Origin of the sequence: Roseibium sp., from assembly GCF_050301095.1 — a bacterium.
Lineage (GTDB): Bacteria > Pseudomonadota > Alphaproteobacteria > Rhizobiales > Stappiaceae > Roseibium.
Window position 1 is genome coordinate 20,069 of sequence record NZ_JBNKYW010000212.1, and the last position, 19,115, is coordinate 39,183.

19 protein-coding genes and 1 pseudogene are annotated in these 19,115 nt (G+C 60.8%); 15 read left to right on the forward strand and 5 right to left on the reverse strand.

The window, feature by feature from the left end; translation table 11 throughout:
* Positions 1–18: 18 nt before the first annotated feature.
* Together ACQY7U_RS18840 and ACQY7U_RS18845 are read right to left on the reverse strand one after the other, a co-directional pair.
* Entirely contained in the window at positions 19–1,512 is a 1,494-nt protein-coding gene (locus ACQY7U_RS18840) for an efflux RND transporter periplasmic adaptor subunit (RefSeq protein ID WP_428647729.1), read from the reverse strand.
* 170 nt (positions 1,513–1,682) lie between these two features.
* Positions 1,683–2,345 carry an outer membrane protein gene (locus ACQY7U_RS18845; protein ID WP_428647731.1) on the reverse strand — a complete coding sequence of 221 codons (663 nt, stop codon included), beginning with the start codon at positions 2,343–2,345 and terminating at the stop codon, positions 1,683–1,685.
* Positions 2,346–2,717: 372 nt separating this feature from the next.
* Between ACQY7U_RS18845 and ACQY7U_RS18850 the strand changes: the two genes are divergently transcribed.
* From ACQY7U_RS18850 to ACQY7U_RS18870, 5 genes are all read left to right on the forward strand, one after another.
* Positions 2,718–3,722, forward strand: coding sequence for a calcium/sodium antiporter (locus tag ACQY7U_RS18850; protein WP_428647733.1), 1,005 nt, complete (start codon positions 2,718–2,720; stop codon positions 3,720–3,722).
* A gap of 59 nt (positions 3,723–3,781) precedes the next feature.
* Positions 3,782–5,770: an excinuclease ABC subunit UvrC gene (gene uvrC, locus ACQY7U_RS18855; RefSeq protein ID WP_428647736.1), complete on the forward strand. Its 1,989-nt coding sequence runs from the start codon at positions 3,782–3,784 to the stop codon at positions 5,768–5,770.
* Between the two features lie 140 nt (positions 5,771–5,910).
* On the forward strand, positions 5,911–7,014 hold the full coding sequence (locus tag ACQY7U_RS18860; RefSeq protein ID WP_428647738.1) for an endonuclease/exonuclease/phosphatase family protein: 1,104 nt from the start codon (positions 5,911–5,913) through the stop codon (positions 7,012–7,014).
* A 159-nt stretch (positions 7,015–7,173) separates the two neighbouring features.
* Complete coding sequence (locus ACQY7U_RS18865; RefSeq protein ID WP_428647740.1) at positions 7,174–7,752, forward strand: thymidine kinase; 579 nt, start codon at positions 7,174–7,176, stop codon at positions 7,750–7,752.
* A gap of 337 nt (positions 7,753–8,089) precedes the next feature.
* On the forward strand, positions 8,090–8,845 hold the full coding sequence (locus ACQY7U_RS18870) for a substrate-binding periplasmic protein (protein ID WP_428647742.1): 756 nt from the start codon (positions 8,090–8,092) through the stop codon (positions 8,843–8,845).
* Positions 8,846–8,849: 4 nt separating this feature from the next.
* On the opposite strand, the gene ACQY7U_RS18875 is transcribed toward ACQY7U_RS18870, so the two are convergent.
* On the reverse strand, positions 8,850–9,179 hold the full coding sequence (locus tag ACQY7U_RS18875) for an ArsR/SmtB family transcription factor (RefSeq protein WP_428647744.1): 330 nt from the start codon (positions 9,177–9,179) through the stop codon (positions 8,850–8,852).
* Positions 9,180–9,226: 47 nt separating this feature from the next.
* On the opposite strand from ACQY7U_RS18875, the gene ACQY7U_RS18880 reads away from it, so the two are divergent.
* From ACQY7U_RS18880 to ACQY7U_RS18905, 6 genes are all read left to right on the forward strand, one after another.
* Positions 9,227–10,048 carry an alpha/beta fold hydrolase gene (locus ACQY7U_RS18880; protein WP_428647747.1) on the forward strand — a complete coding sequence of 274 codons (822 nt, stop codon included), beginning with the start codon at positions 9,227–9,229 and terminating at the stop codon, positions 10,046–10,048.
* A gap of 123 nt (positions 10,049–10,171) precedes the next feature.
* On the forward strand, positions 10,172–10,462 hold the full coding sequence (locus ACQY7U_RS18885; RefSeq protein WP_428647750.1) for an HlyU family transcriptional regulator: 291 nt from the start codon (positions 10,172–10,174) through the stop codon (positions 10,460–10,462).
* A gap of 134 nt (positions 10,463–10,596) precedes the next feature.
* On the forward strand, positions 10,597–11,169 hold the full coding sequence (gene pgsA, locus ACQY7U_RS18890; protein WP_428647753.1) for a CDP-diacylglycerol--glycerol-3-phosphate 3-phosphatidyltransferase: 573 nt from the start codon (positions 10,597–10,599) through the stop codon (positions 11,167–11,169).
* Between the two features lie 23 nt (positions 11,170–11,192).
* On the forward strand, positions 11,193–11,444 hold the full coding sequence (moaD, locus tag ACQY7U_RS18895; RefSeq protein WP_428647755.1) for a molybdopterin converting factor subunit 1: 252 nt from the start codon (positions 11,193–11,195) through the stop codon (positions 11,442–11,444).
* Between the two features lie 3 nt (positions 11,445–11,447).
* Entirely contained in the window at positions 11,448–11,927 is a 480-nt protein-coding gene (locus ACQY7U_RS18900; RefSeq protein ID WP_428647758.1) for a molybdenum cofactor biosynthesis protein MoaE, read from the forward strand.
* A gap of 102 nt (positions 11,928–12,029) precedes the next feature.
* Positions 12,030–13,337 carry a multidrug effflux MFS transporter gene (locus ACQY7U_RS18905; RefSeq protein ID WP_428647761.1) on the forward strand — a complete coding sequence of 436 codons (1,308 nt, stop codon included), beginning with the start codon at positions 12,030–12,032 and terminating at the stop codon, positions 13,335–13,337.
* Between the two features lie 4 nt (positions 13,338–13,341).
* Here ACQY7U_RS18905 and ACQY7U_RS18910 read toward each other — a convergent pair whose 3' ends face one another.
* Complete coding sequence (locus ACQY7U_RS18910) at positions 13,342–14,430, reverse strand: alcohol dehydrogenase family protein (RefSeq protein ID WP_428647764.1); 1,089 nt, start codon at positions 14,428–14,430, stop codon at positions 13,342–13,344.
* 123 nt (positions 14,431–14,553) lie between these two features.
* Complete coding sequence (locus ACQY7U_RS18915) at positions 14,554–15,456, reverse strand: branched-chain amino acid aminotransferase (protein ID WP_428647766.1); 903 nt, start codon at positions 15,454–15,456, stop codon at positions 14,554–14,556.
* 244 nt (positions 15,457–15,700) lie between these two features.
* On the opposite strand from ACQY7U_RS18915, the gene ACQY7U_RS18920 reads away from it, so the two are divergent.
* The 4 genes and pseudogenes from ACQY7U_RS18920 to ACQY7U_RS18935 all read left to right on the forward strand — a co-directional run.
* Positions 15,701–16,258, forward strand: a complete 558-nt coding sequence (locus ACQY7U_RS18920; RefSeq protein ID WP_428647769.1) for a MarR family winged helix-turn-helix transcriptional regulator — start codon at positions 15,701–15,703, stop codon at positions 16,256–16,258.
* A gap of 31 nt (positions 16,259–16,289) precedes the next feature.
* A complete protein-coding gene (locus tag ACQY7U_RS18925) occupies positions 16,290–16,988 on the forward strand; it encodes a response regulator (RefSeq protein ID WP_428647772.1) in 699 nt (232 codons plus the stop codon).
* A gap of 10 nt (positions 16,989–16,998) precedes the next feature.
* On the forward strand, positions 16,999–18,414 hold the full coding sequence (locus ACQY7U_RS18930; protein WP_428647774.1) for an ATP-binding protein: 1,416 nt from the start codon (positions 16,999–17,001) through the stop codon (positions 18,412–18,414).
* Between the two features lie 320 nt (positions 18,415–18,734).
* Positions 18,735–19,115: pseudogene (locus ACQY7U_RS18935) on the forward strand (8-oxoguanine deaminase); the annotation flags it as partial.

Genomic DNA, 19,115 nt, shown 5'->3' on the forward strand with positions numbered 1-19,115 from the left:
ATTAATCCACGGGCAAAGTCAGCCGCTGCGGCCGCGCCGTTGTTCCAGCCGGTCGACCAGATCCCTGGGCACCATGGGCTGGTTCAACAGGGCAAGCAGCCTGGCTTTCCTGTTTTCAGGCATGTCCGATCTGGACAGTTGTTCGATCAGGGCGGCCCGCCGCTCCGGTTCCAGCGCGACCAGATCACCGGCCGCCCCTTCCCCGGCCGTTTCGGGTGCGCCAGCCACCGGACTTTTTCGGGTTTCGCTGTCCCGGCGCGGGATGACCTTCAGGCCCGTGCCGAGCTGCGGCAGGCGCTCGCGGACATAATCGGCGCCAAAGGGGACATCGGTCAGCACGACCTCGTTGCCCATTCGGCGCAGCACCGTTGCCCGGATTTCCCGTATCCGTTGGTTCTCGTCGACGATCAGCAGCCGGCCACTTTCCGTCACCGCCGCAGAGGGCACCACGGCGACCCCTTCGAGATTGGGTTCCCTGACATCGACCTTGACGAAGTCTCCGGGTCTCAGGGCCGTACCCGGCTCCAGTTCGAGCGTTGCATACAGGGTGCGTCCCGCCTCCCCCTCGGTTACCACAGCCGCCGCCCGGTCGACACGACCCGGCACGTCCACGGAGCGTCCGCCGAGCTGCAGCGTCACGGTGACCGGCGCCTTGATCAGGCTGCCGCTGTCATCCAGAAGGCGTGAAAACTCGCTGGTGGACAGGGTGAACTTGGCTTCCAGTGCCGCCGGGTCGATCAGAAGCGCCAGTGTTTCGGACGGGCTGACCCGCCGGCCGAGCGTCGCATTCACCTCCGACAGATACCCGTCGAAGGGTGCTGTCAGCGTGGTTTCGTCCAGCACGCGCTGCGCATCCTCAAGGGCAAGCCGCGCACGCTTGACCGTCAGATCCATACGCTCGATGCGCTTGCGGGCAGTGACGACGGACTGCAGGCGGTTGCTCAGCGCCTGTTCCAGCGCGGCCACTGCCAATTCCTCGGTTTCCACCTGAACGGCTGTCGAATAGCCCTTGTCCTTGAGCTGCCGCTGGCGCTCCAGGGCCTGCTTGCGCAGGTCAAGCTGCCGACGGGCCGCCTGCATTTCCTGCTCGGCACCGACAATAGCCTCCTCGGCCTCCGCCTTCTGCGCTTCCGCATCGGCGTAAGCGGCTTCCGCGTCCAGCATCTGGAAGCGGGCGTTGGCCGGATCGATGCTCAAAAGCAGATCTCCTTCGGCGACCGCCGCACCGTCCCGGAATTTGCCGGCGACGTCCACCAGGCGGCCTTCCGAACTTGCGCGCAGCTCAAGCGTTCGCCAGCTTTCGACCTGACCATAGGCGGTCGTCACCGGCGCGACGGTTTCAGCTTCGAGTTTGCCGACGTTGACGGTGTATTGCCGTTCGGTGGCCTGCTTCCTGTGCACGCCCTCCTCCGCCGTCATGGCACTGTAAAGCCGATAGGCGCCGAAGCCGGCAAACCCGATCATTACCACCATCAATGCCAGACCCGTCAGTCCGCGCATCAAGAACCGCATTCACATCTCCACTTGAGTCCCGGAACCGTCAATGCCGCGTGCAGCATTTCAGATCCGGAAAACAGATCTATCACGTTCCTGAGGCGAAATTCTGAAAAGCTTGTAACCACTTGTAACAAAAAAGCCCGGCACTTCGCAGTGCCGGGCTGTCGGTCGTATGGATTGATTGCCTAGAACTTGTACCCCAGGCCGAAACGGATCTGCGAGTTGCTGAAATCCGAGCTGACCCCGGTTCCGTTCAGATTGAAGTCCTGGCTGCCGAAATCCTGATACACATATTCCATCCTTGCGGAAATGTTGTTGGTGATCGCGGCCTCCCCGCCGGCACCGAGGGTCCAGCCGAGGGCCGTCTTGCTGTCCTTGTCGCCGTTGCCGGAGACTTCCAGATCGGCAAGCGCCAGACCACCGGCCGTGTAGATGAGGTAGCGGTCGAAGCTGTAGCCCAGACGTGCGCGCAGGTTGGAATTCCAGTCTGAGCTGGATTTGAGGGTCAACCCGCCGTTGGTGCGCGAACGCTCAAGATCGGTCAGCGTGAAATCTGCTTCCGCACCGAGCACCACGTTCGGCGTCACCTGAAAGTTGTAGCCCGTGTAAACACCGCCGGCGACGCCGTTATCGCTTGTACCGAGGCTGGCGCTGCCGTTCGTCCTGTTGTCGAAATCCCCAAAGGCCCAGCCGAGGTTGGTACCGAGGTAATAGCCGGTCCAGTCGATGGACTGCTGTGTGGCCGGAACCGCCTCATAGGCTGGTGCCGGCGCCTGCGGCAGATCCGCCGCGAGGATCGGGGCGGTACCGGCTGTCAGAACCAGACCAGCAAGTGCAAGACGTTTCATCATAGATACTCCAGATCCACTTTCCTAACTGAGTTGGCCGGATCTCTCCGGCCAGTTGCGAGTTGGACGGGCAAAGCCACGCCCCCACACTTCCTCCTCGAAACAGATATGGAGACCATTTGTGGCGGATCGGGATTGAGATCTGGGTGTTTTGGTGACGAATAAAGGCAACTTTCTGACAGGCTGAAGAAAGGCTAACTTCGCTTGCAAATTGCAATGACAACAGAAAAATGCATCCACGGAGACGACAAAGATGCTTGTGTCCGGCTTTCCCCATACCAATCTATTGCGTATAAGGCGCCCAGCTGACATGTGGCGCCCTTTTCTTCAGCTGCGCACATTGATCACCCCAGACCCGGACCGGAAACAAGAATGCTGTTTGACTACATAAGCCTCGCGGGCGGATTGGTTGTCCTGATTATCGCCGGCGATGTCTTGGTCAGGGGTTCGGTCGGGATCGCGCAGCGGCTCGGCATTCCCAACCTCGTCATCGGCCTGACAATCGTGGCCTTCGGTACATCTGCCCCGGAACTGGTGATTTCCCTGAAGGCTGCCCTGGAAGGAGCCGGCGGTATCGCCATCGGCAATGTGGTCGGATCCAACATCGCCAACGTGCTGCTGGTGCTTGGCCTGCCGGCCATGATCGCAGCGACGCCTTGCGGAGAATCCGGCGCAACCCGCAATGCCGTCTTCATGGTGGGCGTGACCCTCCTTTTCATCGCCCTGTGCTTCTTCACTCCGATCGGTCTCTTCGCGGGCTTCATTCTCCTGGTCCTGCTCGGCGCCTTCCTTGCCGTCTCGGCGATGGCCGCCCGCAAGCACCGCAAGGAACAAAAGGCGATAGCGGCGGGTGCCGCGGTCGCCACCGCGGAACTTGAAGTGGACGACGCGCTGGACGATGTCGAAGATGTTCCGGATTCGGTCTGGATCGCCCTTGTCTACATCCTTCTCGGACTGATCGGCCTCCCGCTCGGCGCACATTTCACCATTTCCGGAGCGACCTCGATTGCAACCGCCTGGGGCGTCAGCGAAGCCGTCATCGGCCTGACCGTGATCGCGCTCGGCACCTCCCTGCCGGAACTGGCCACTACCGTGATGGCCGCCGTCCGCCAGCATGGCGCGGTGGCCATCGGCAACGTCATCGGATCCAACATCTTCAATCTTCTGGCCATCATCGGCATCACCGCCGTTGTGGTGCCGATCGACGTTCCGCAGGAAGTGCTGAAGCTCGATATCTGGGTGATGCTGGCCTGCGCCCTGTTGCTCACCCTGCTTGCCGGCTGCCGCATCTGCCTCGGCAAGATTTCCGGCCTGGTCATGACGAGCGCCTACTGCCTCTACATCGCGACGGTCTATATGCTCGGCCACGTGGCGTGACCCCGACGCGGCCGGTCCTCCCTCTTTCCCCCGCTCCCGATCGGCCTTAAATGTCGGGCATGGAAGACACGTCTGATTCCCATAAGCCGGCCGAGGATCCGGCAGCCGAAAAGGCAGCCCCCGTGAAAAAGGGCGTCGAGGTGATCGCCGACGAGGTGAAACGCCTTCCCAACGGCCCGGGCGTCTACCGGATGCTGGATGAAAACGGTGACGTTCTTTACGTCGGCAAGGCGCGAAGCCTGAAAAAGCGGGTGACCAGCTACACGCGGCTGCAAGGTCAGTCCAACCGCATCCTGCGCATGATCATGTCGACGGCGGCGATGGAATTCGTCGTTACCAGGACAGAGCCGGAAGCGCTGCTGCTGGAAGCCAACCTGATCAAGCGCCTGCGCCCGCGCTTCAACGTGCTGCTGCGTGACGACAAGTCCTTCCCCTATATCCTCGTGACCGGCGACCACGAGGCTCCGGCCATCGTCAAGCACCGGGGCGCGCGCAAGCGCAAGGGCGAATACTTCGGTCCCTTCGCTTCCGCCGGCGCGGTGGACCGGACCATCAATGCGCTGCAGAAGGCCTTCCTGATCCGCACCTGCACGGACAGTTTCTACGAGAACCGCACGCGGCCCTGCCTGCAATACCAGATCAAGCGCTGTTCCGGTCCGTGCACCGGGGAGATCGCCCCGGAGGACTATGCCAGGCTCGTCTCCGAAGCCAAGGCATTCCTGTCGGGCCGCAGCCAACTGATCAAGCAGCAGCTCGCCCAACAGATGGAAACGGCCTCCGCCGCTCTGGAATTCGAACGCGCCGCCATCTACCGCGACCGCCTGTCGGCGCTGTCCCACATTCAGGCCCACCAGGGCATCAATCCGCAGACCGTGGAAGAAGCCGACGTCTTTGCCATCCACCAGGAAGGCGGGCAGACATGCGTGCAGGTGTTCTTCTTCCGCACCGGTCAGAACTGGGGCAACCGCGCCTATTTTCCCAAGGCGGACAAGTCCCTGGAAGAGGCCGACATCCTGGAAAGCTTCCTGGCCCAGTTCTACGACGACAAGCCGGCACCACGGCAGATCCTTCTGTCGCACGACATTTCCGAACGGGACCTGTTGTCCGAGGCCTTGAGCGAACGCACAGGCCGCAAGGTCGAGGTTGCACGGCCCAAGCGCGGCGAAAAGAAGGAGCTGGTCGACCACGCCCTTACCAACGCCCGCGAGGCGCTCGGACGCCGCCTTGCCGAGACCTCGAGCCAGGCACGCCTCCTGAAGGGCGTCGCGGAGGCATTCGACCTTCAGACGGCACCGCGCCGGATCGAGGTCTACGACAACTCCCACATCATGGGCACCAATGCGGTCGGCGGCATGATCGTGGCCGGGATGGAAGGCTTCGCCAAAGGCCAGTACCGGAAATTCAACATCAAGTCCGAGGATCTGGTCCCCGGGGACGATTACGGCATGATGCGCGAGGTGCTGACGCGCCGCTTTTCCCGTCTCCTGAAGGAAGACCCGAGGGAAAGTGTTCAGCTTGCCGAAGCCATTGCGGCTACGGACAGTCTGGAAGACGAGGACAACGAGGCGCAGGAATCCGCGCCGGCCGTGACCGACATGCCTGCCTGGCCCGATCTCGTTCTGGTCGACGGCGGCCAGGGCCAGCTCACCGCCGCCCGGGAGACGCTGGAGAGCCTCGGCATCACGGATGTGCCGCTGGTCGGTATCGCCAAGGGGCCTGACCGGGACGCCGGAAGGGAGAAATTCTTCATCCCCGGACGGCAGTCCTTCATGCTGCCGGAGCGCGACCCGGTGCTCTATTTCGTCCAACGCCTGCGCGATGAAGCCCACCGCTTCGCCATCGGCAGCCATCGGGCCCGCCGCAAGAAGGATATTGCCCGCAATCCTCTGGACGAAATCGCCGGGATCGGCCCGACACGGAAGAAGGCCCTGCTGCGCCATTTCGGCACCGCCAAGGCGGTCTCGAAAGCCGGTGTCGACGATTTGGCGGCGGTGCCGGGCATTTCCGAGGCGATCGCCAAGCTGGTCTATGACCATTTTCACGAGTGACCGTCACCATGGGCCTCCAGACGGGCTTCGGCCGGCTGGAGGCCACGTACCGCCCGGTCTCCGTTTCATCCGGGCGTGCAGGCCCCAGCGGACTGTGTTATGCCTTCCGGCATTCTCCGCTTCTCAAAGTCGGCAATTGAATGTTTTCAGGAAATTCCCGGTCGCGCCGACCAACGTTCGTCTCCCTGGTATCGCTGGTCTGCTGGTGCGGCAGCCTTGGCGCGCTCTTCTCCAGCGCACTGGGCCTGCTGAATTTTGCCGCTCCCGACCACTGGTTCGCCGACAACATGAGCTTTTTCCTCCGGCAATTTCTCGCTGGTGGCCTGGCCGGTTGCGTGGCCGGTGGCGCCGGCCTGCTTCTCCGTCACAAACTCGCCTTTCTTTACAGGACGCTCTGGTTCGCGGCCTGCCTCGCGCTTGTCACGCTTGCCGGCCTGACTGCGGCACGCACCATCAGCAATACCGTTGAGACGTTACCTCTTGCGGACGGACACCTGCCGCTGAAGGTCATTTCCATCAACGTCGAACATCTGTTTCTGGGCGACGCGGTCCTCCAGGCCTTTCTGGAACGGGAGCAGCCGGACATCGTCGTCATCCAGGAAACCCTGTGGTGGCTGCAGGAACGGCGTTGGCAACGCCTTGGCCTGCCGGTCGGCAGCGCGGGGGCAAACGGCTTTCCGGAACATCTGAAGGTGGGAGACCTTGGCGGACTTGCCGTCTACTCCCGCTTTCCCGTGCTGAATGCGGAGTCCACTATCGTCCGTGGAGAGTTGCCCTCCGGTTCTAACGTCTATTACGACGCCGACCGGGAAGTGCTTTCCCTCACCCTCGAAACGGGTGCGGGGCCGCTGCATTTCTTGGCGATCCATCCGGACAGCCCGCGAACCGAATCCCGCTGGTTGAGCAAACGGGCCTATTTCGACACGGTCGACAGGATCATAGATGAGCTGAAAGCCGCCGGGGACGGTCCGGTGCTTGCAATCGGCGACTGGAACAGTTCGCCCTGGTCCGGCAGGTTTCAGGAAACTCTTGAGAAGAACGGCCTGAAAACCGCCTACCCCGGCGGCTTTCCGCAGACCACGCGGTTCTTTTTCGATTACCGGCTGCACTGGATCCTGGGCGCGCCGGTCGATCAGTTCGCGGTCACCGAGGGTCTGCAGGTGGTGAAGGTCTCGCTTGGGCCCCATATCGGTTCCGATCACGTGCCGCTTATCGTCGAGCTTGGTCTGAAAGACGGACAGTAGACCATCGTTTGCTCAGGCATCCCCGCGCTCCGTGAAGACGGGCGGCAATAATCACCTTAGTTGAAAGATTGGCTGTGACTTAAACCTGAAAGTGTTTGAGCCTGAGCCCGGGATTGGGAAAACTGCGGCATCCTTTCACCCGATTCCCGATCCGGACATATGGCCAAGCTCTATTTCAACTACTCCTCCATGAATGCCGGCAAGTCGACCGTCTTGCTGCAGGCGGCCTACAACTACGAAGAACGCGGCATGAATACGCTGCTCATGATCGCAGCCTTCGACGACCGTGGCGGCCAGGGCCGGATAGCTTCCCGGATCGGGCTGGCTGCCGAGGCCGACATCTTTTCCTCCGGTGACGACCTCTTTGAACACGTCCGCGAGAAACACGGAAAAGCTCCGATTGATGCCGTTTTTGTCGATGAAGCGCAGTTCCTGACGGAGGAGCAGGTCTGGCAACTCGCCAAGGTCTGCGACGAGCTGCGCATTCCCGTGATGTGTTTCGGTCTTCGCACCGATTTCCAGGGCAAGCTGTTCCCGGGAAGTGCCGCGCTGCTGGCACTTGCAGACAACCTGAAGGAAATCAAGACCATCTGCTGGTGCGGCCGCAAGGCCACGATGGTCGCCCGTCTCGATGGTGAGGGGCACATCGTGGAAGAAGGCGACCAGGTGGTGATCGGCGGCAACGAGCGCTACGTGCCGCTTTGCCGGAGCCACTGGGCGGAACGCAAGCTGGGGTAACAGCGCCTGGCCCAACCAGCCGCGCGCCGGCTCCGGCAAGAATAGCTGACATCGACCCGACCGTTTGTGTTGTCAGTCGCGCATCTTTCCAACGCACTGACAAATTACGTGGTGTAACGCCCGTCTTGACTTCATTTTCATTCGAAAAACTTACGATTACCAGATGCCCCAAACTTTCTTTTTCCAAATTCACTCTCTCTTTTCAAAGATTCGCTAGAAATATGGTATTAGCCTATTCGGAAATCCCTTTCTGAGGACTTTTGCCGTGCCAATCTTCGAGTGGACCAGATCGTTTTTGCCTTTCGGTCTTAACACTCGCACATGCCTCGCAGCCGGGTTGGCCATCCTGTTCAATCTCGCGCCGGTTTACGCCCAGGACCTTCGGATCAGGATCGCCGTCGGCGAATGGCCCCCCTATTTTTCCGAAACCGCGGAGGGATACGGAACCTATGCGAAGGTCGTCACGCGCGCGTTCGAACTGGAAGGCCTGCAGGTTGAGTACGGTTTCTTTCCCTGGAACCGGGCGCTGCTTGAAACGAAGGACGGGCGCTGGCCCGTATCGGCCGGCTGGGGCATTACCGAGGACCGCAAGCCGTATTTTCATTTTTGCGACCCTGTTCTGACAGAGCGGGAGCAGTTCTTTCACTCCACGGACCGGCCGGTCAGGGCCGCAAGCTTCGACGATTTCGAAGGCCTGAGCATCGGAGTTCTGCACGGCGCCGCCATGGGTGAGGACATGGACAGGCTTGTTGCCGAGGACAAGGTCACGATCTTTCGTCAGAGCACGCTTGAGGATCTGTTCAAGATGCTTCGTGTCGGCCGCGTCAATCTGGTGATGGGAAACGAACTGGTGGCCGCAGATGCCATTTCCGCCGTCTTCACTCAAGGGGAAGTCGAAAAGTACCAACCGCTCGAAGACGTTGACGTTCGATGGGACTATCGGGTGATCGTCTCCAAGCAACTGAAATCCGGCCGGGAACTCTGCAGCCGTTTCAACAGCGGCTTGCGAAAACTACGCCAGACCGGCGAGTACGACCGCTTGTTCAAGCACGGCTCTTCCGAAACGTCCGACCTGGATAACGGATCGTCCTGAGCCGTCAGACACGCTCTTTGGGCTTTTCGATCGCCAGTTCCCGTCCGAGCCAATCCAGATAGTCCTGGAGCACGCCTTCCTGTCGCTTGCAGTAGGCCCACTTCTGATGCCTACGGACAGTGATGAAACCGGCCTGCCTCAGGAGTTCCAAATGACGGCTGACGGTCGGCTGAGCAACTTCAAGTGCTTCCGCGATCAGTGTCATGCAGACACCGAATTCAACCGGGTTCGCAGACCATTGTTGTCCAAAATGTTTCTCAGGCTCAGCCAGAAGCTTCATGATCGCCATGCGCGTTTCACTGGTCAGGGCCTTGACCTGTATTGACCTGTCCATGATCCATTCATATAGTCACTTAGCTAAATGTCAATATGAGTACTTTCATGCTTGATCTGCCCAACACTTCCACGATCAATGGAAATGCCATCAGGTGGGGAAAACAGGGGGACGGGGCACCTCTTGTCGCCATTCACGGCACGCCGTTTTCATCTCAGGTCTGGCGCCGGATTGTTCCTCACCTGACAAGCTGCTTCACGGTGTATTACTTCGACCTTGCGGGGTACGGTCTTTCGGAAATGCGCGAAGGTCAGGATATTTCTCTCGCGGTGCAGAACAAGGTTCTTGCAGCCTTGTGTCGCGAGTGGGAACTGGAGCGCCCGCATGTCCTTGCTCATGACTTCGGTGGAGCGACCGCCTTGCGCGCCTATTACCTCAACGGTCTTCGTTACGCCTCCCTGACGATTTTCGACGCTGTCGCACTGGCGCCCTGGGGATCGCCTTTTGTTCAGCACGTCCGCCGGCATGAAGCCGCATTTTCAGGAATGCCGGACTACATGCACCGCGCATTGCTGAAGGCTTATTTGCAAACGGCAGCTCACAATCCGCTCCCGGAAGATGCGATGGACATCTATTGCGCACCGTGGCTCGGACCTGTCGGCCAGCCGGCTTTCTATCGCCAAATTGCCCAGATGGATCAGCGTTACACAGATGAAGTTCAGGACAGTTACGGCCGCTTGGATTGTCAGGTTAATGTCCTTTGGGGAGAACGGGACGACTGGATTCCGCTGGAAAAGGGGGAGCGTCTGGCATCCCTTATTTCAGACAGGCCATGTGTGCCTGTCGCGGAAGCCGGGCATCTTGTGCAGGAAGACCGGCCGGAGGCCATCGTCGCCGCGATGCTGGCACTGGCTGGAGCCGTCCGATAGCCTTTTCAAGGTTTGTCCGGATGCCCGCCGGGTGTTCCGGATTTCTCCACGTCACATGTGCCTCTTGAAGCCCACCCCCCGTCCGCCTAAAAGAAGACAAACAGGTTGGAGACAGGTGCCAGTATGATCGGCAAGATGTTCAAGTCCCTTTTCGGCGGAAGCGGTGAAGGCAAGAAAGCGGCGTCGAATGCCGTGACCGTGACCTATGAAGACTATCTGATCATCGCCGAGCCGACACCGGCCGGTGGTCAATGGCAGGTCAGCGGCCGGATCGAAAAGCAGGAGGGCGAGACGACGAGGCGCCACACCTTCATCCGTGCCGACACCTTGCCGGACGAAGAAAGCGCCGCCAACGAAATGATCCGCAAGGCCAAGCTGATGATCGACCAGCAGGGCGATAGCCTGTTCGATTGAGAGAATGTGAGCTGAAATACCTGCTTCCGCCGCACCTAAGCCTTTTCAGGGCGGTGTCTTTGACGGTATGCAGCAGGGAGTACGCCCAGCGGACGAAAATGCCCGGTTCCCTTGACTGAGTTCTGAAAGCCGATATGTCACGACGCATTGTACTGAGCCTGCCCAACCTCCTGACCTACGGGCGCATTCTGGCGGTTCCGGCTGTCGCGGCCTGCTTTTATTTTGAAGGCCACACACCGCGCTGGATTGCCCTCACCATTTTCGTCGTGGCGGCAATCACCGATTTCTTCGACGGCTATCTTGCCCGTGCCTGGCAGCAGCAATCCGCGCTTGGCCGCATGCTGGACCCGATCGCGGACAAGCTGCTGGTGTCCGTCAGCCTGCTGATGCTGGCCGGTGACGGCACCATCGGCAACTGGTCGATGGCTGCCGCGATCATCATCTTGTGCCGCGAGATACTGGTGTCGGGCCTGCGCGAATTCCTGGCGGAACTGCAGGTAAGCGTGCCGGTGACGAAGCTGGCAAAGTGGAAGACGACCGTGCAGCTGATTGCCATCGCCTTCCTGCTGGCCGGGCCGGCGGGCGATACCGTCTTCCAGTACACGACGGATCTCGGCCTGATCGCCCTTTGGCTCGCCGCGTTGCTGACCCTATATACGGGATACGATTATTTCCGGGCCGGGATCGGCCATCTCATCACCGAGTAGCCTGCGCATCATCGAGGGGTCGCATGAACATCCGCTATTTTGCCTGGGTCCGCGAACGGGTAGGCCTTGAAGAAGAAACGATCGAGCTGCCCGGCAGCGTTCAAACCGTTGCGGACCTGATCGGCCACCTGAAGACGCTGGATGCAAACCACGCTGCCGCCTTCGAGGAAGAGGAGGCCATCCGCGTTGCGCTCGACCAGACCCATGTGGAGCCCGACGCTCTCATCGGCGATGCCCGGGAAATAGCCTTTTTTCCTCCGATGACGGGCGGCTGAACCATGACCGCTTCGCCTCTTGTCCGGGTTCAAAGAGAAGACTTCGACGCCGCCGCCGAAGGCCGCCGCCTGACGGACGGGCGCCGTGATGTCGGTGCGCTCGTCACCTTTACCGGCCTCTGCCGGGATGAATCCGGAACCTTGAGCGCGCTTGAGCTGGAACATTATCCCGGCATGGCGGAGACGGAACTGACCCGCATTGCCCGCGAAGCCCTTGCCCGTTGGCCGCTGTCGGGTCTGACCGTCATCCACAGGTTCGGAAAGATCGCTCCGGGAGAAAACATCGTTCTGGTGGTCGCTGCCTCGAAACACCGCCGGGCGGCTTTTGAAGCCGCCGATTACCTGATGGATTTCCTCAAGACCCGCGCCCCTTTCTGGAAAAAGGAACATCTCGTCTCCGGCGACGCCAGCTCCTGGGTGGCAGCCAAGGCGGAAGACGACAAGGACGCTGAGCGCTGGACGAAGCCCCAGGTTCTCCCGTAATCTGGGACGTCCCTGCCGGCCGTATTGTCCTGCCTTTTTCCGTCACAATTTTCCTGGCGCCTTCTGCGAAGGACGCCGTGCTTTTGAATTGGTCCCGATATTGTGAAAGACACGAGCGAACTTTCCGACACTTCCAACGAGTTGGCAGCGGGCGATTCCGCGTCGGCTGAAAACATCGAAGTTCTGCGCGAACCTGGCATTCCCTTTGCCGAGTTCGTCTCCATCATTGCCATGATCATGGCGCTCAACGCCATGGCGATCGACGTCATGCTGCCCGCTTTGCCGGCCATCGGCAACGCGCTCAATATCATCGAGGAAAACAACCGCCAGCTTGTCCTGCTGTCCTATCTCGTCGGTTTCGGCGGCGGTCAACTGTTCTTCGGGCCCGTAACGGACGCCCTCGGAAGGCGCAAGGTGCTGGTGGGCGGTCTCGCGATCTACAGCCTGGCCAGCATTTTCTGCGTTTTCGCAACAGACCTCGACCAACTCCTCGTCGCCCGTATCCTCCAGGGCGTCGGCTGCGCGGCGGCGCGCGTTGCCGCGCTGTCTGTTGTGCGCGACTGTTACACGGGCCGGAAAATGGGCAAGGTCATGTCCCTGGTCATGATGGTCTTTATGGCCGTTCCCGTCATAGCTCCCTCAATTGGTCAGGCGGTGCTGCTGATCGCCGGATGGCACTGGATCTTCGCTCTGCTGCTCCTTTCCGGAGTGATCATGATGCTGTGGTCGGCAATGCGCCTGCCGGAGACCCTGGCCCCGGAAAAGCGTCGCCCGATGGTCGTCTCGACGATCACCAGCGCCTACAGGACGGCCGTCACCACGCGGATCAGCTTCGGTTACATGCTCGGCACCGCCTTCATCTTCGGCGGGCTGTTTTCATTCCTGGCCATGTCCCAGCAGATCTTTGTCGATATCTTCGGACTCGGAACCCTGTTTCCGATCGTCTTCGCCGCAATTGCCGTCACCATGGCCGGAGCCTCGTTCACAAACGCCCAGCTCGTGGAAGCCATCGGCATGCGCCGCCTCTCCCATGTCGCCGCTCTGATTTATACAGGCCTCGGCCTCGTCGTGTTCCTCCTGCCCTTGTTCGGGTTGGAGAACTTCTGGGCTTTCCTCGTGCTGACGACGCTGATCATGACCTCCTTCGGCTTCATGGGCGCAAATTTTAACGCCATGGCCATGGAACCGCTCGGCGCCATCGCCGGAACCGCCTCCTCGGTGATCGGAACCGTTTCCACGCTAGGCGGGGCTGTTCTGGGTTTTGTCATGGGTCAGCTCTTCAACGGCACCACGCAACCGCTCGGGCTGGCCTTCACCGTCTATGGCCTGTGCGCCATCGGCTGCATCCTCTATGCGGAGCGCGGCCGCATGTTCCACGCCCTGCACGACAGCCCTGCATCTGCGGAATGAAGCACTACGGCTCGCTGTCCGCGGCAACCTGAATGCCGATCTTGCCGACGAAGGATTTGGCCAGAAAGGCTTCCTGCGCCGCGCGCAGTTCCCGGAGCGGGAAAACCGCGGACACGACGGGCCGGACCTCGCCCGCCTCGATATAGCGGACGAGATCCTCGAAGACGTTGTCCGGCTGAAAGGTTGAGCCGAGAAGCGACAGGTCGCGCAGATAGAGTGTGCGCAGGTCCAGTTCGACGATGGGGCCCGCAATCGCGCCGGAGGTGACATAACGGCCGCCGTTGCGCAACGAACCGATCACTTTCTCCCAGCGAGGCCCTCCCACGAGATCGAGCACCACGTCGAAGGCAAGCGCCGGAAGCTCCTCTTCCCGGTCGAGCGTTTCGTCGGCACCGAGCGCAAGCAGATCCGCCGCCTTCGAGGCACTGGTCACCGCCGTCACATGGGCGCCGCGCCGCTTCGCCAGCTGGATCGCCGCCGATCCGACACCACCCGATGCTCCGGTAACAAGCACCCGTTCCGCTCCGACAACGCCGCGCTGGAGCATGCCCTCGGCAGTGGAATAGGCGCAGGGAAAGGACGCAAGCTCGACATCGGACAGATCAGACGTTACCGCCAGCGCGTCCTTTCCTCTCGCCACGGCAAACTCGGCAAAACCGCCGTCGCATTCGGACCCGAAGGTCCAGACGGATGGGCGGTTTCCCTCGCCCTGAATGCTCTGCATGGTCCGGACCAGGACACGTTCGCCGACCCGTGCCCTGGAAACATCCGCGCCCACGGCGACAATCTCGCCGCAGCAGTCGGCGCCCTGAATTCGCGGAAAGTCGAGCGGCTTGCCGGCCCAGCCGCCAACGGCACCATCGGCCGGCTCATAGCCTTCCGTGGCGCCTGAAGCCGTATCGCCACGCACGCTCCGGGAATACCAGCCCGTGCGCGTGTTCACGTCGGTGTTGTTGACGGCCGCAGCCAGAACCCGGATCAGGACCTCGTCCCTGCCGGGCTGGGGGACCGGAAGGTCCTCGCGCCAGACAAGCGTCTCCAGTCCTCCATGGCCCGTCAGGACCACACCGTTCATCCTGTTCGGAATTGCCATGGCACACCTCAAGTAGAATGATCGTTCCACACTCTCATGTAGAACGATCATTCTACCCGGTCAAACCTGTCCGGACATGAAAAAGGCGGGCACTGCCCGCCTTCTCCAGAACTGTCCATCCGCTCAGCTCGCTGCCGCCTGCAGGCTGGGCGCCTCCGGGCGTACGGCAGCGTCATAATCTTCCATAAGCGTCTTGATGATGTCGCCGACTTGGAAGTGGTTGCCGGCGATTTCGGATACCGGCGTCACCTCGGCCGCCGTTCCGGTGACGAAGCACTGCTCGAAACCGGACAATTCGTCCGGAAGGATCGCCCGCTCGATCACCTCGATGCCGCGGTCCCGGGCAAGACCGATTACGGTCCGGCGGGTGATGCCGTCCAGGAAACAGTCCGGCGTCGGTGTGTGGATCTTGCCGTCCTTGATGAAGAAGACATTGGCGCCGGTGGCCTCGGCCACCTGGCCGCGCCAGTCCAGCATGAGGGCGTCGGTATACCCCTTGGATTCCGCAGTATGCTTGGAAATGGTGCAGATCATGTAGAGACCGGCCGCCTTGGCCTTGTAGGGCGCGGTTTTCGGATCAGGCCGGCGGTAGTCCGCCAGATCCAGGCGAATGCCCTTGAGCCGCTCTTCCGGCTTGAAGTAGCTCGGCCATTCCCAGGCGGCAATCGCCAGATGAATGGTGTTGTGCTGGGCCGAAATGCCCATCATCTCGCTGCCCCGCCAGGCAACGGGACGGATGTAGGCATCCGTCAGGTTCATGCGCGCCAGGGTTTCTTCCTTGGCTGCGTTGATCTGGTCGGTCGTCCAGGGAATGTCGAACCCCAGCATACGGCCCGATTCCAGCAGACGTTCGGTATGTTCGGCGGACTTGAAGATTCTGCCGCCATAGGCCCTCTCGCCTTCGAAGACACTGCTGCCGTAGTGCAGCCCGTGGCTGAGCACATGCAGTTTGGCATCCGCCCAGGGTACGAACGTGCCGTCGTACCAGATGTCTCCACTGAGCTGATCAAAAGGCGTTCCAGCCATTTTTCATCTCCCGCTCGCTCTTTGAGCGTGTTTTGTTTTCCTGTAACAGAGGTGAATGACGCCAAAGACTTGCGCCAAATTCACCGCCGTATCTTTTGCACAGCACGCCAACTATCGGTATCCTGATAACTGCGGCGATCTTGATCGGATTCGTTTATCATCTGATGCGGAAAAATGCACCAAAAAGACCGATCCTTTCGCTCGCAGCCGCTGACAAGTAACAATCGACCAGAATTAAGTCAATATGACTGACGTAAATTTCAAAACCTCGCTTTCCTCCGCCTCGCGCGAAGATGATGACGCGCATCCCGCAAGCGGAGACGAAGGCGGCGGCGAGACGCTGCCCTATGATCTGATCGAACTGCTGTTCTTTGCCTATCGTGAATTTACCGGGGATCCGGACGACGTTCTGGCAAAATACGAATTCGGCCGGGCGCACCACAGGGTCCTGCATTTTGTCGAGCGAAATCCCGGCATCATGGTAACCGACCTGCTCGGCATCCTGAAAATCACCAAGCAGAGCCTCGGGCGCGTTCTGAAACAGCTGGTCGATGCAGGCATCATCGAGCAGCGCGAGGGTCATCACGACCGCCGCCAGCGCCTGCTTTACACCACGGAAAGTGGCCACGCTCTCGCCGTCGACCTGACGCAGTTGCAGCAGAAGCGCCTTGAACGTGCCCTAATTGGATTGCCAGATGGCAGCGAGGAAATTATCCGTAGATTTCTACTGCAAATGATCGATCCCGAGGCAAGGGCCGAAGTGCTCAAGCTTGTTCGCAGCCCGTATGACCTGAAGGACTGATCATACCAACAACAGGGACAGTACGGCCGACATGAATGCTCCGGTGCCTGACGACAATGCCAACCACATTCTCCTGGTAGATGACGACAAGCGGATCAGGGACCTGCTTTCCCGGTTGCTCAAGGAAAACGGCTACAGGGTCTCCAGTGCGGCCAATTCCGCCGAAGCGCGCACGTGCCTGTCCGGCCTGGCGTTCGACCTGATCATCCTGGACGTGATGATGCCCGGGGAAACCGGGCTGGAACTTGCCGCCGCTCTCAGGCAGGATTCGGAAGTGCCGATCCTCATGCTCACGGCAAGATCGGAGGCCACCGACCGGATTGCGGGCCTGGAAGCTGGGGTCGACGACTACCTCGCCAAACCCTTCGAACCGCGCGAACTGCTGCTCCGGCTCGCCGCGATCCTGCGGCGCGGCAACCAGCAGCCGGTGGTCGCACAGGAAGAAATCCGGTTCGGCCCCTTTTCCTTCAATGCCGGCCGCGGCGAACTCAAGAACGGCGACGATCTCGTGCGTCTGACGGACCGGGAGAAACAGATCCTGTCCATTTTCGCCGAGCAGCCCGGCGCGACCGTGCCGCGCCACAAGATCGTCGGCGACGAAAGCGGGCTTGGGGAACGCACGGTGGACGTGCAGATCAACCGGCTCCGCCGGAAGATAGAAAACGATCCGGGAAATCCGGTCTACTTGCAGACGGTCCGGGGTATCGGCTACCGGCTGGCCTGCGACTGAGCCCATTTCGATGACGGATCCCGAAGCCTCTGTCCGGCGCCAGCCCCTGAACGGCCTCCTGAAACCGCTGGCCGGCCTCCTGAGCCCGCTCATCCTCATCTACAGGGCGATTTCCCGGTTCATGTACCGGATCATGCCCAAGGGTCTGTTCACCCGGACCTTTCTGATCATCGTCGCTCCGATCGTGATCCTGCAGTCGGTCCTGGTGTTCGTCTTCATGGAAAGGCACTACCAGCTGGTCTCGCGCCGCATGTCGGAAGCGGTTGTCCGCGAGATCGCCGCCGTCGTCTATGTACTGGAGAATTTTCCGCAGGATCTTGATCACAGCAAGATCGAAGGTCTGGCGTCGCGCACCCTCGGCATGTCGATTTCCGTGATGCCGCTCGAACCCCTGCCGCCGCCGGCTCCCAAGCCGTTTTTCGACGTCATCGACAAGGAACTGAGCTACGCGATCAGCCAGAAGATCGGCAAGCCATTCTGGATCGACACCGTCGGACGGTCGCGCTTCGTGGAAATCCGCATTCAGCTTGAAGACTCGATCCTGCGCATCTTCACCAGGCGCAGCCAGACCTATGCCTCGAACTCGCATATCTTCCTGGTGTGGATGTTCTCCACGTCCCTCGTGCTGGTGATCATCGCCCTGCTTTTCCTGCGCAACCAGATCCGGCCGATCATCCGCCTGGCAAATGCGGCGGAGGCTTTCGGCAGGGGGCGTCCGGAAGAGGACTTCCGGGCCAGCGGCGCACGCGAAGTCCGCCGCGCCAGCCTCGCCTTCATCGATATGCGCCGCCGCATCGAGCGCCAGATCGAGCAGCGCACCACCATGCTGGCCGGTGTCAGCCACGATCTTCGAACCATCCTGACCCGCCTCAGGCTGCAACTCGCGTTTCTGGGCGACACACCCGAGAGCGATGCCATGCGCAAGGACGTGGACGAGATGAGCCACATGCTGGAGGACTATCTGGCCTTTTCCAAGGGCGACGGTGACGAAGCCATCCAGAAGACCGACATGGCCCTGCTGCTGGAAGAACTGGAGGAAGAAGCCGAAATTTCAGGACAAGACGTCACGACATCCTTCGACGGCCCGGCAGAAGCCGACATACGGCGCCTGTCGATGAAACGATGCCTGTCCAATCTCGTCACCAATGGCTGCAAGTACGGCAACCGGGTCGAAGTCAAGGGTGCCATCGAAGGCCGCTGGCTGATCATTACTGTCGATGACGACGGCCCGGGCATTCCCGAGGACCAGCGCGAAATCGCCTTTCGTGCCTTCCATCGCCTGGATCTGGCCAGAAACATGGACGAGACCGGTAGCGGACTCGGCCTCGCCATCGCCCGGGACATCGCTCGTGGTCATGGTGGCGACCTATACCTGGAGGACAGCCCGCTCGGTGGCCTGAGAGCAAAACTGCGGATACCGGCCTGAGGACCGGTTTGCGGCCACTTGCCGTTTAGTGCCACCACAGCAAAACCTCATCCTGAGGCCCCCTCAGGTCCGCCCCGAAGGCCAGGCGGCGAACTCTTGAGCAAGTGGCCTGTCTCCCCGCCTTCGCGGGCACAGGCTTCGAGACCGGCTTCGCACTTCCTCAGGATGAAGTACAATGTCTGTCCGGGGTCGCTGGCTGACCCGATTTTGGGTTGACGAGCATAACGCTTTTTTCCTACGAGTCCGGCAGCCGGTTCTTGCCCCCGTTTTCCACCGGCTTCTCGCATTCCTATGAGACGGGGAGACAAGGGATGCGCTCAATGCCTGAAACTCTCATCAAAGATGCCCAGATCATCCTGACGATGGATGACGACCGCCGCGAGTTGCCGTCTGCCGACATCCGGATACGCGACGGCGTGATCGCGGAAATCGGGAAGGACCTGACCAGCGACGGCGACACCCATTCCGCCCGGGGCTGCGTTATCACACCCGGTTTGGTGAATACCCACCATCATCTCTACCAATCCCTGACACGGGCGGTGCCGGGCGGCCAGGACGCGCTGCTGTTCGGATGGCTGCAGACGCTTTATCCGATCTGGTCGCGCTTCGGGCCGGAAGAGATGTTCGTCTCCGCCCAGACAGGCCTTGCCGAACTGGCCCTGTCCGGCTGCACCTTGAGTTCCGACCACCTTTACCTTTAC

What these genes read in the sequence shown, in the direction of transcription:
- ACQY7U_RS18865 (WP_428647740.1), top strand. Translation starts at nt 7,174, where the DNA reads ATGGCCAAGCTCTATTTCAACTACTCCTCCATGAATGCCGGCAAGTCG.
- uvrC (WP_428647736.1), top strand. Translation starts at nt 3,782, where the DNA reads ATGGAAGACACGTCTGATTCCCATAAGCCGGCCGAGGATCCGGCAGCC.
- ACQY7U_RS18845 (WP_428647731.1), bottom strand. Translation starts at nt 2,345, where the DNA reads ATGAAACGTCTTGCACTTGCTGGTCTGGTTCTGACAGCCGGTACCGCC.
- ACQY7U_RS18860 (WP_428647738.1), top strand. Translation starts at nt 5,911, where the DNA reads ATGTTTTCAGGAAATTCCCGGTCGCGCCGACCAACGTTCGTCTCCCTG.
- ACQY7U_RS18915 (WP_428647766.1), bottom strand. Translation starts at nt 15,456, where the DNA reads ATGGCTGGAACGCCTTTTGATCAGCTCAGTGGAGACATCTGGTACGAC.
- ACQY7U_RS18840 (WP_428647729.1), bottom strand. Translation starts at nt 1,512, where the DNA reads ATGCGGTTCTTGATGCGCGGACTGACGGGTCTGGCATTGATGGTGGTA.
- ACQY7U_RS18930 (WP_428647774.1), top strand. Translation starts at nt 16,999, where the DNA reads ATGACGGATCCCGAAGCCTCTGTCCGGCGCCAGCCCCTGAACGGCCTC.
- pgsA (WP_428647753.1), top strand. Translation starts at nt 10,597, where the DNA reads ATGTCACGACGCATTGTACTGAGCCTGCCCAACCTCCTGACCTACGGG.
- ACQY7U_RS18900 (WP_428647758.1), top strand. Translation starts at nt 11,448, where the DNA reads ATGACCGCTTCGCCTCTTGTCCGGGTTCAAAGAGAAGACTTCGACGCC.
- ACQY7U_RS18925 (WP_428647772.1), top strand. Translation starts at nt 16,290, where the DNA reads ATGAATGCTCCGGTGCCTGACGACAATGCCAACCACATTCTCCTGGTA.
- moaD (WP_428647755.1), top strand. Translation starts at nt 11,193, where the DNA reads ATGAACATCCGCTATTTTGCCTGGGTCCGCGAACGGGTAGGCCTTGAA.
- ACQY7U_RS18885 (WP_428647750.1), top strand. Translation starts at nt 10,172, where the DNA reads ATGATCGGCAAGATGTTCAAGTCCCTTTTCGGCGGAAGCGGTGAAGGC.
- ACQY7U_RS18910 (WP_428647764.1), bottom strand. Translation starts at nt 14,430, where the DNA reads ATGGCAATTCCGAACAGGATGAACGGTGTGGTCCTGACGGGCCATGGA.
- ACQY7U_RS18850 (WP_428647733.1), top strand. Translation starts at nt 2,718, where the DNA reads ATGCTGTTTGACTACATAAGCCTCGCGGGCGGATTGGTTGTCCTGATT.
- ACQY7U_RS18880 (WP_428647747.1), top strand. Translation starts at nt 9,227, where the DNA reads ATGCTTGATCTGCCCAACACTTCCACGATCAATGGAAATGCCATCAGG.
- ACQY7U_RS18920 (WP_428647769.1), top strand. Translation starts at nt 15,701, where the DNA reads ATGACTGACGTAAATTTCAAAACCTCGCTTTCCTCCGCCTCGCGCGAA.
- ACQY7U_RS18875 (WP_428647744.1), bottom strand. Translation starts at nt 9,179, where the DNA reads ATGGACAGGTCAATACAGGTCAAGGCCCTGACCAGTGAAACGCGCATG.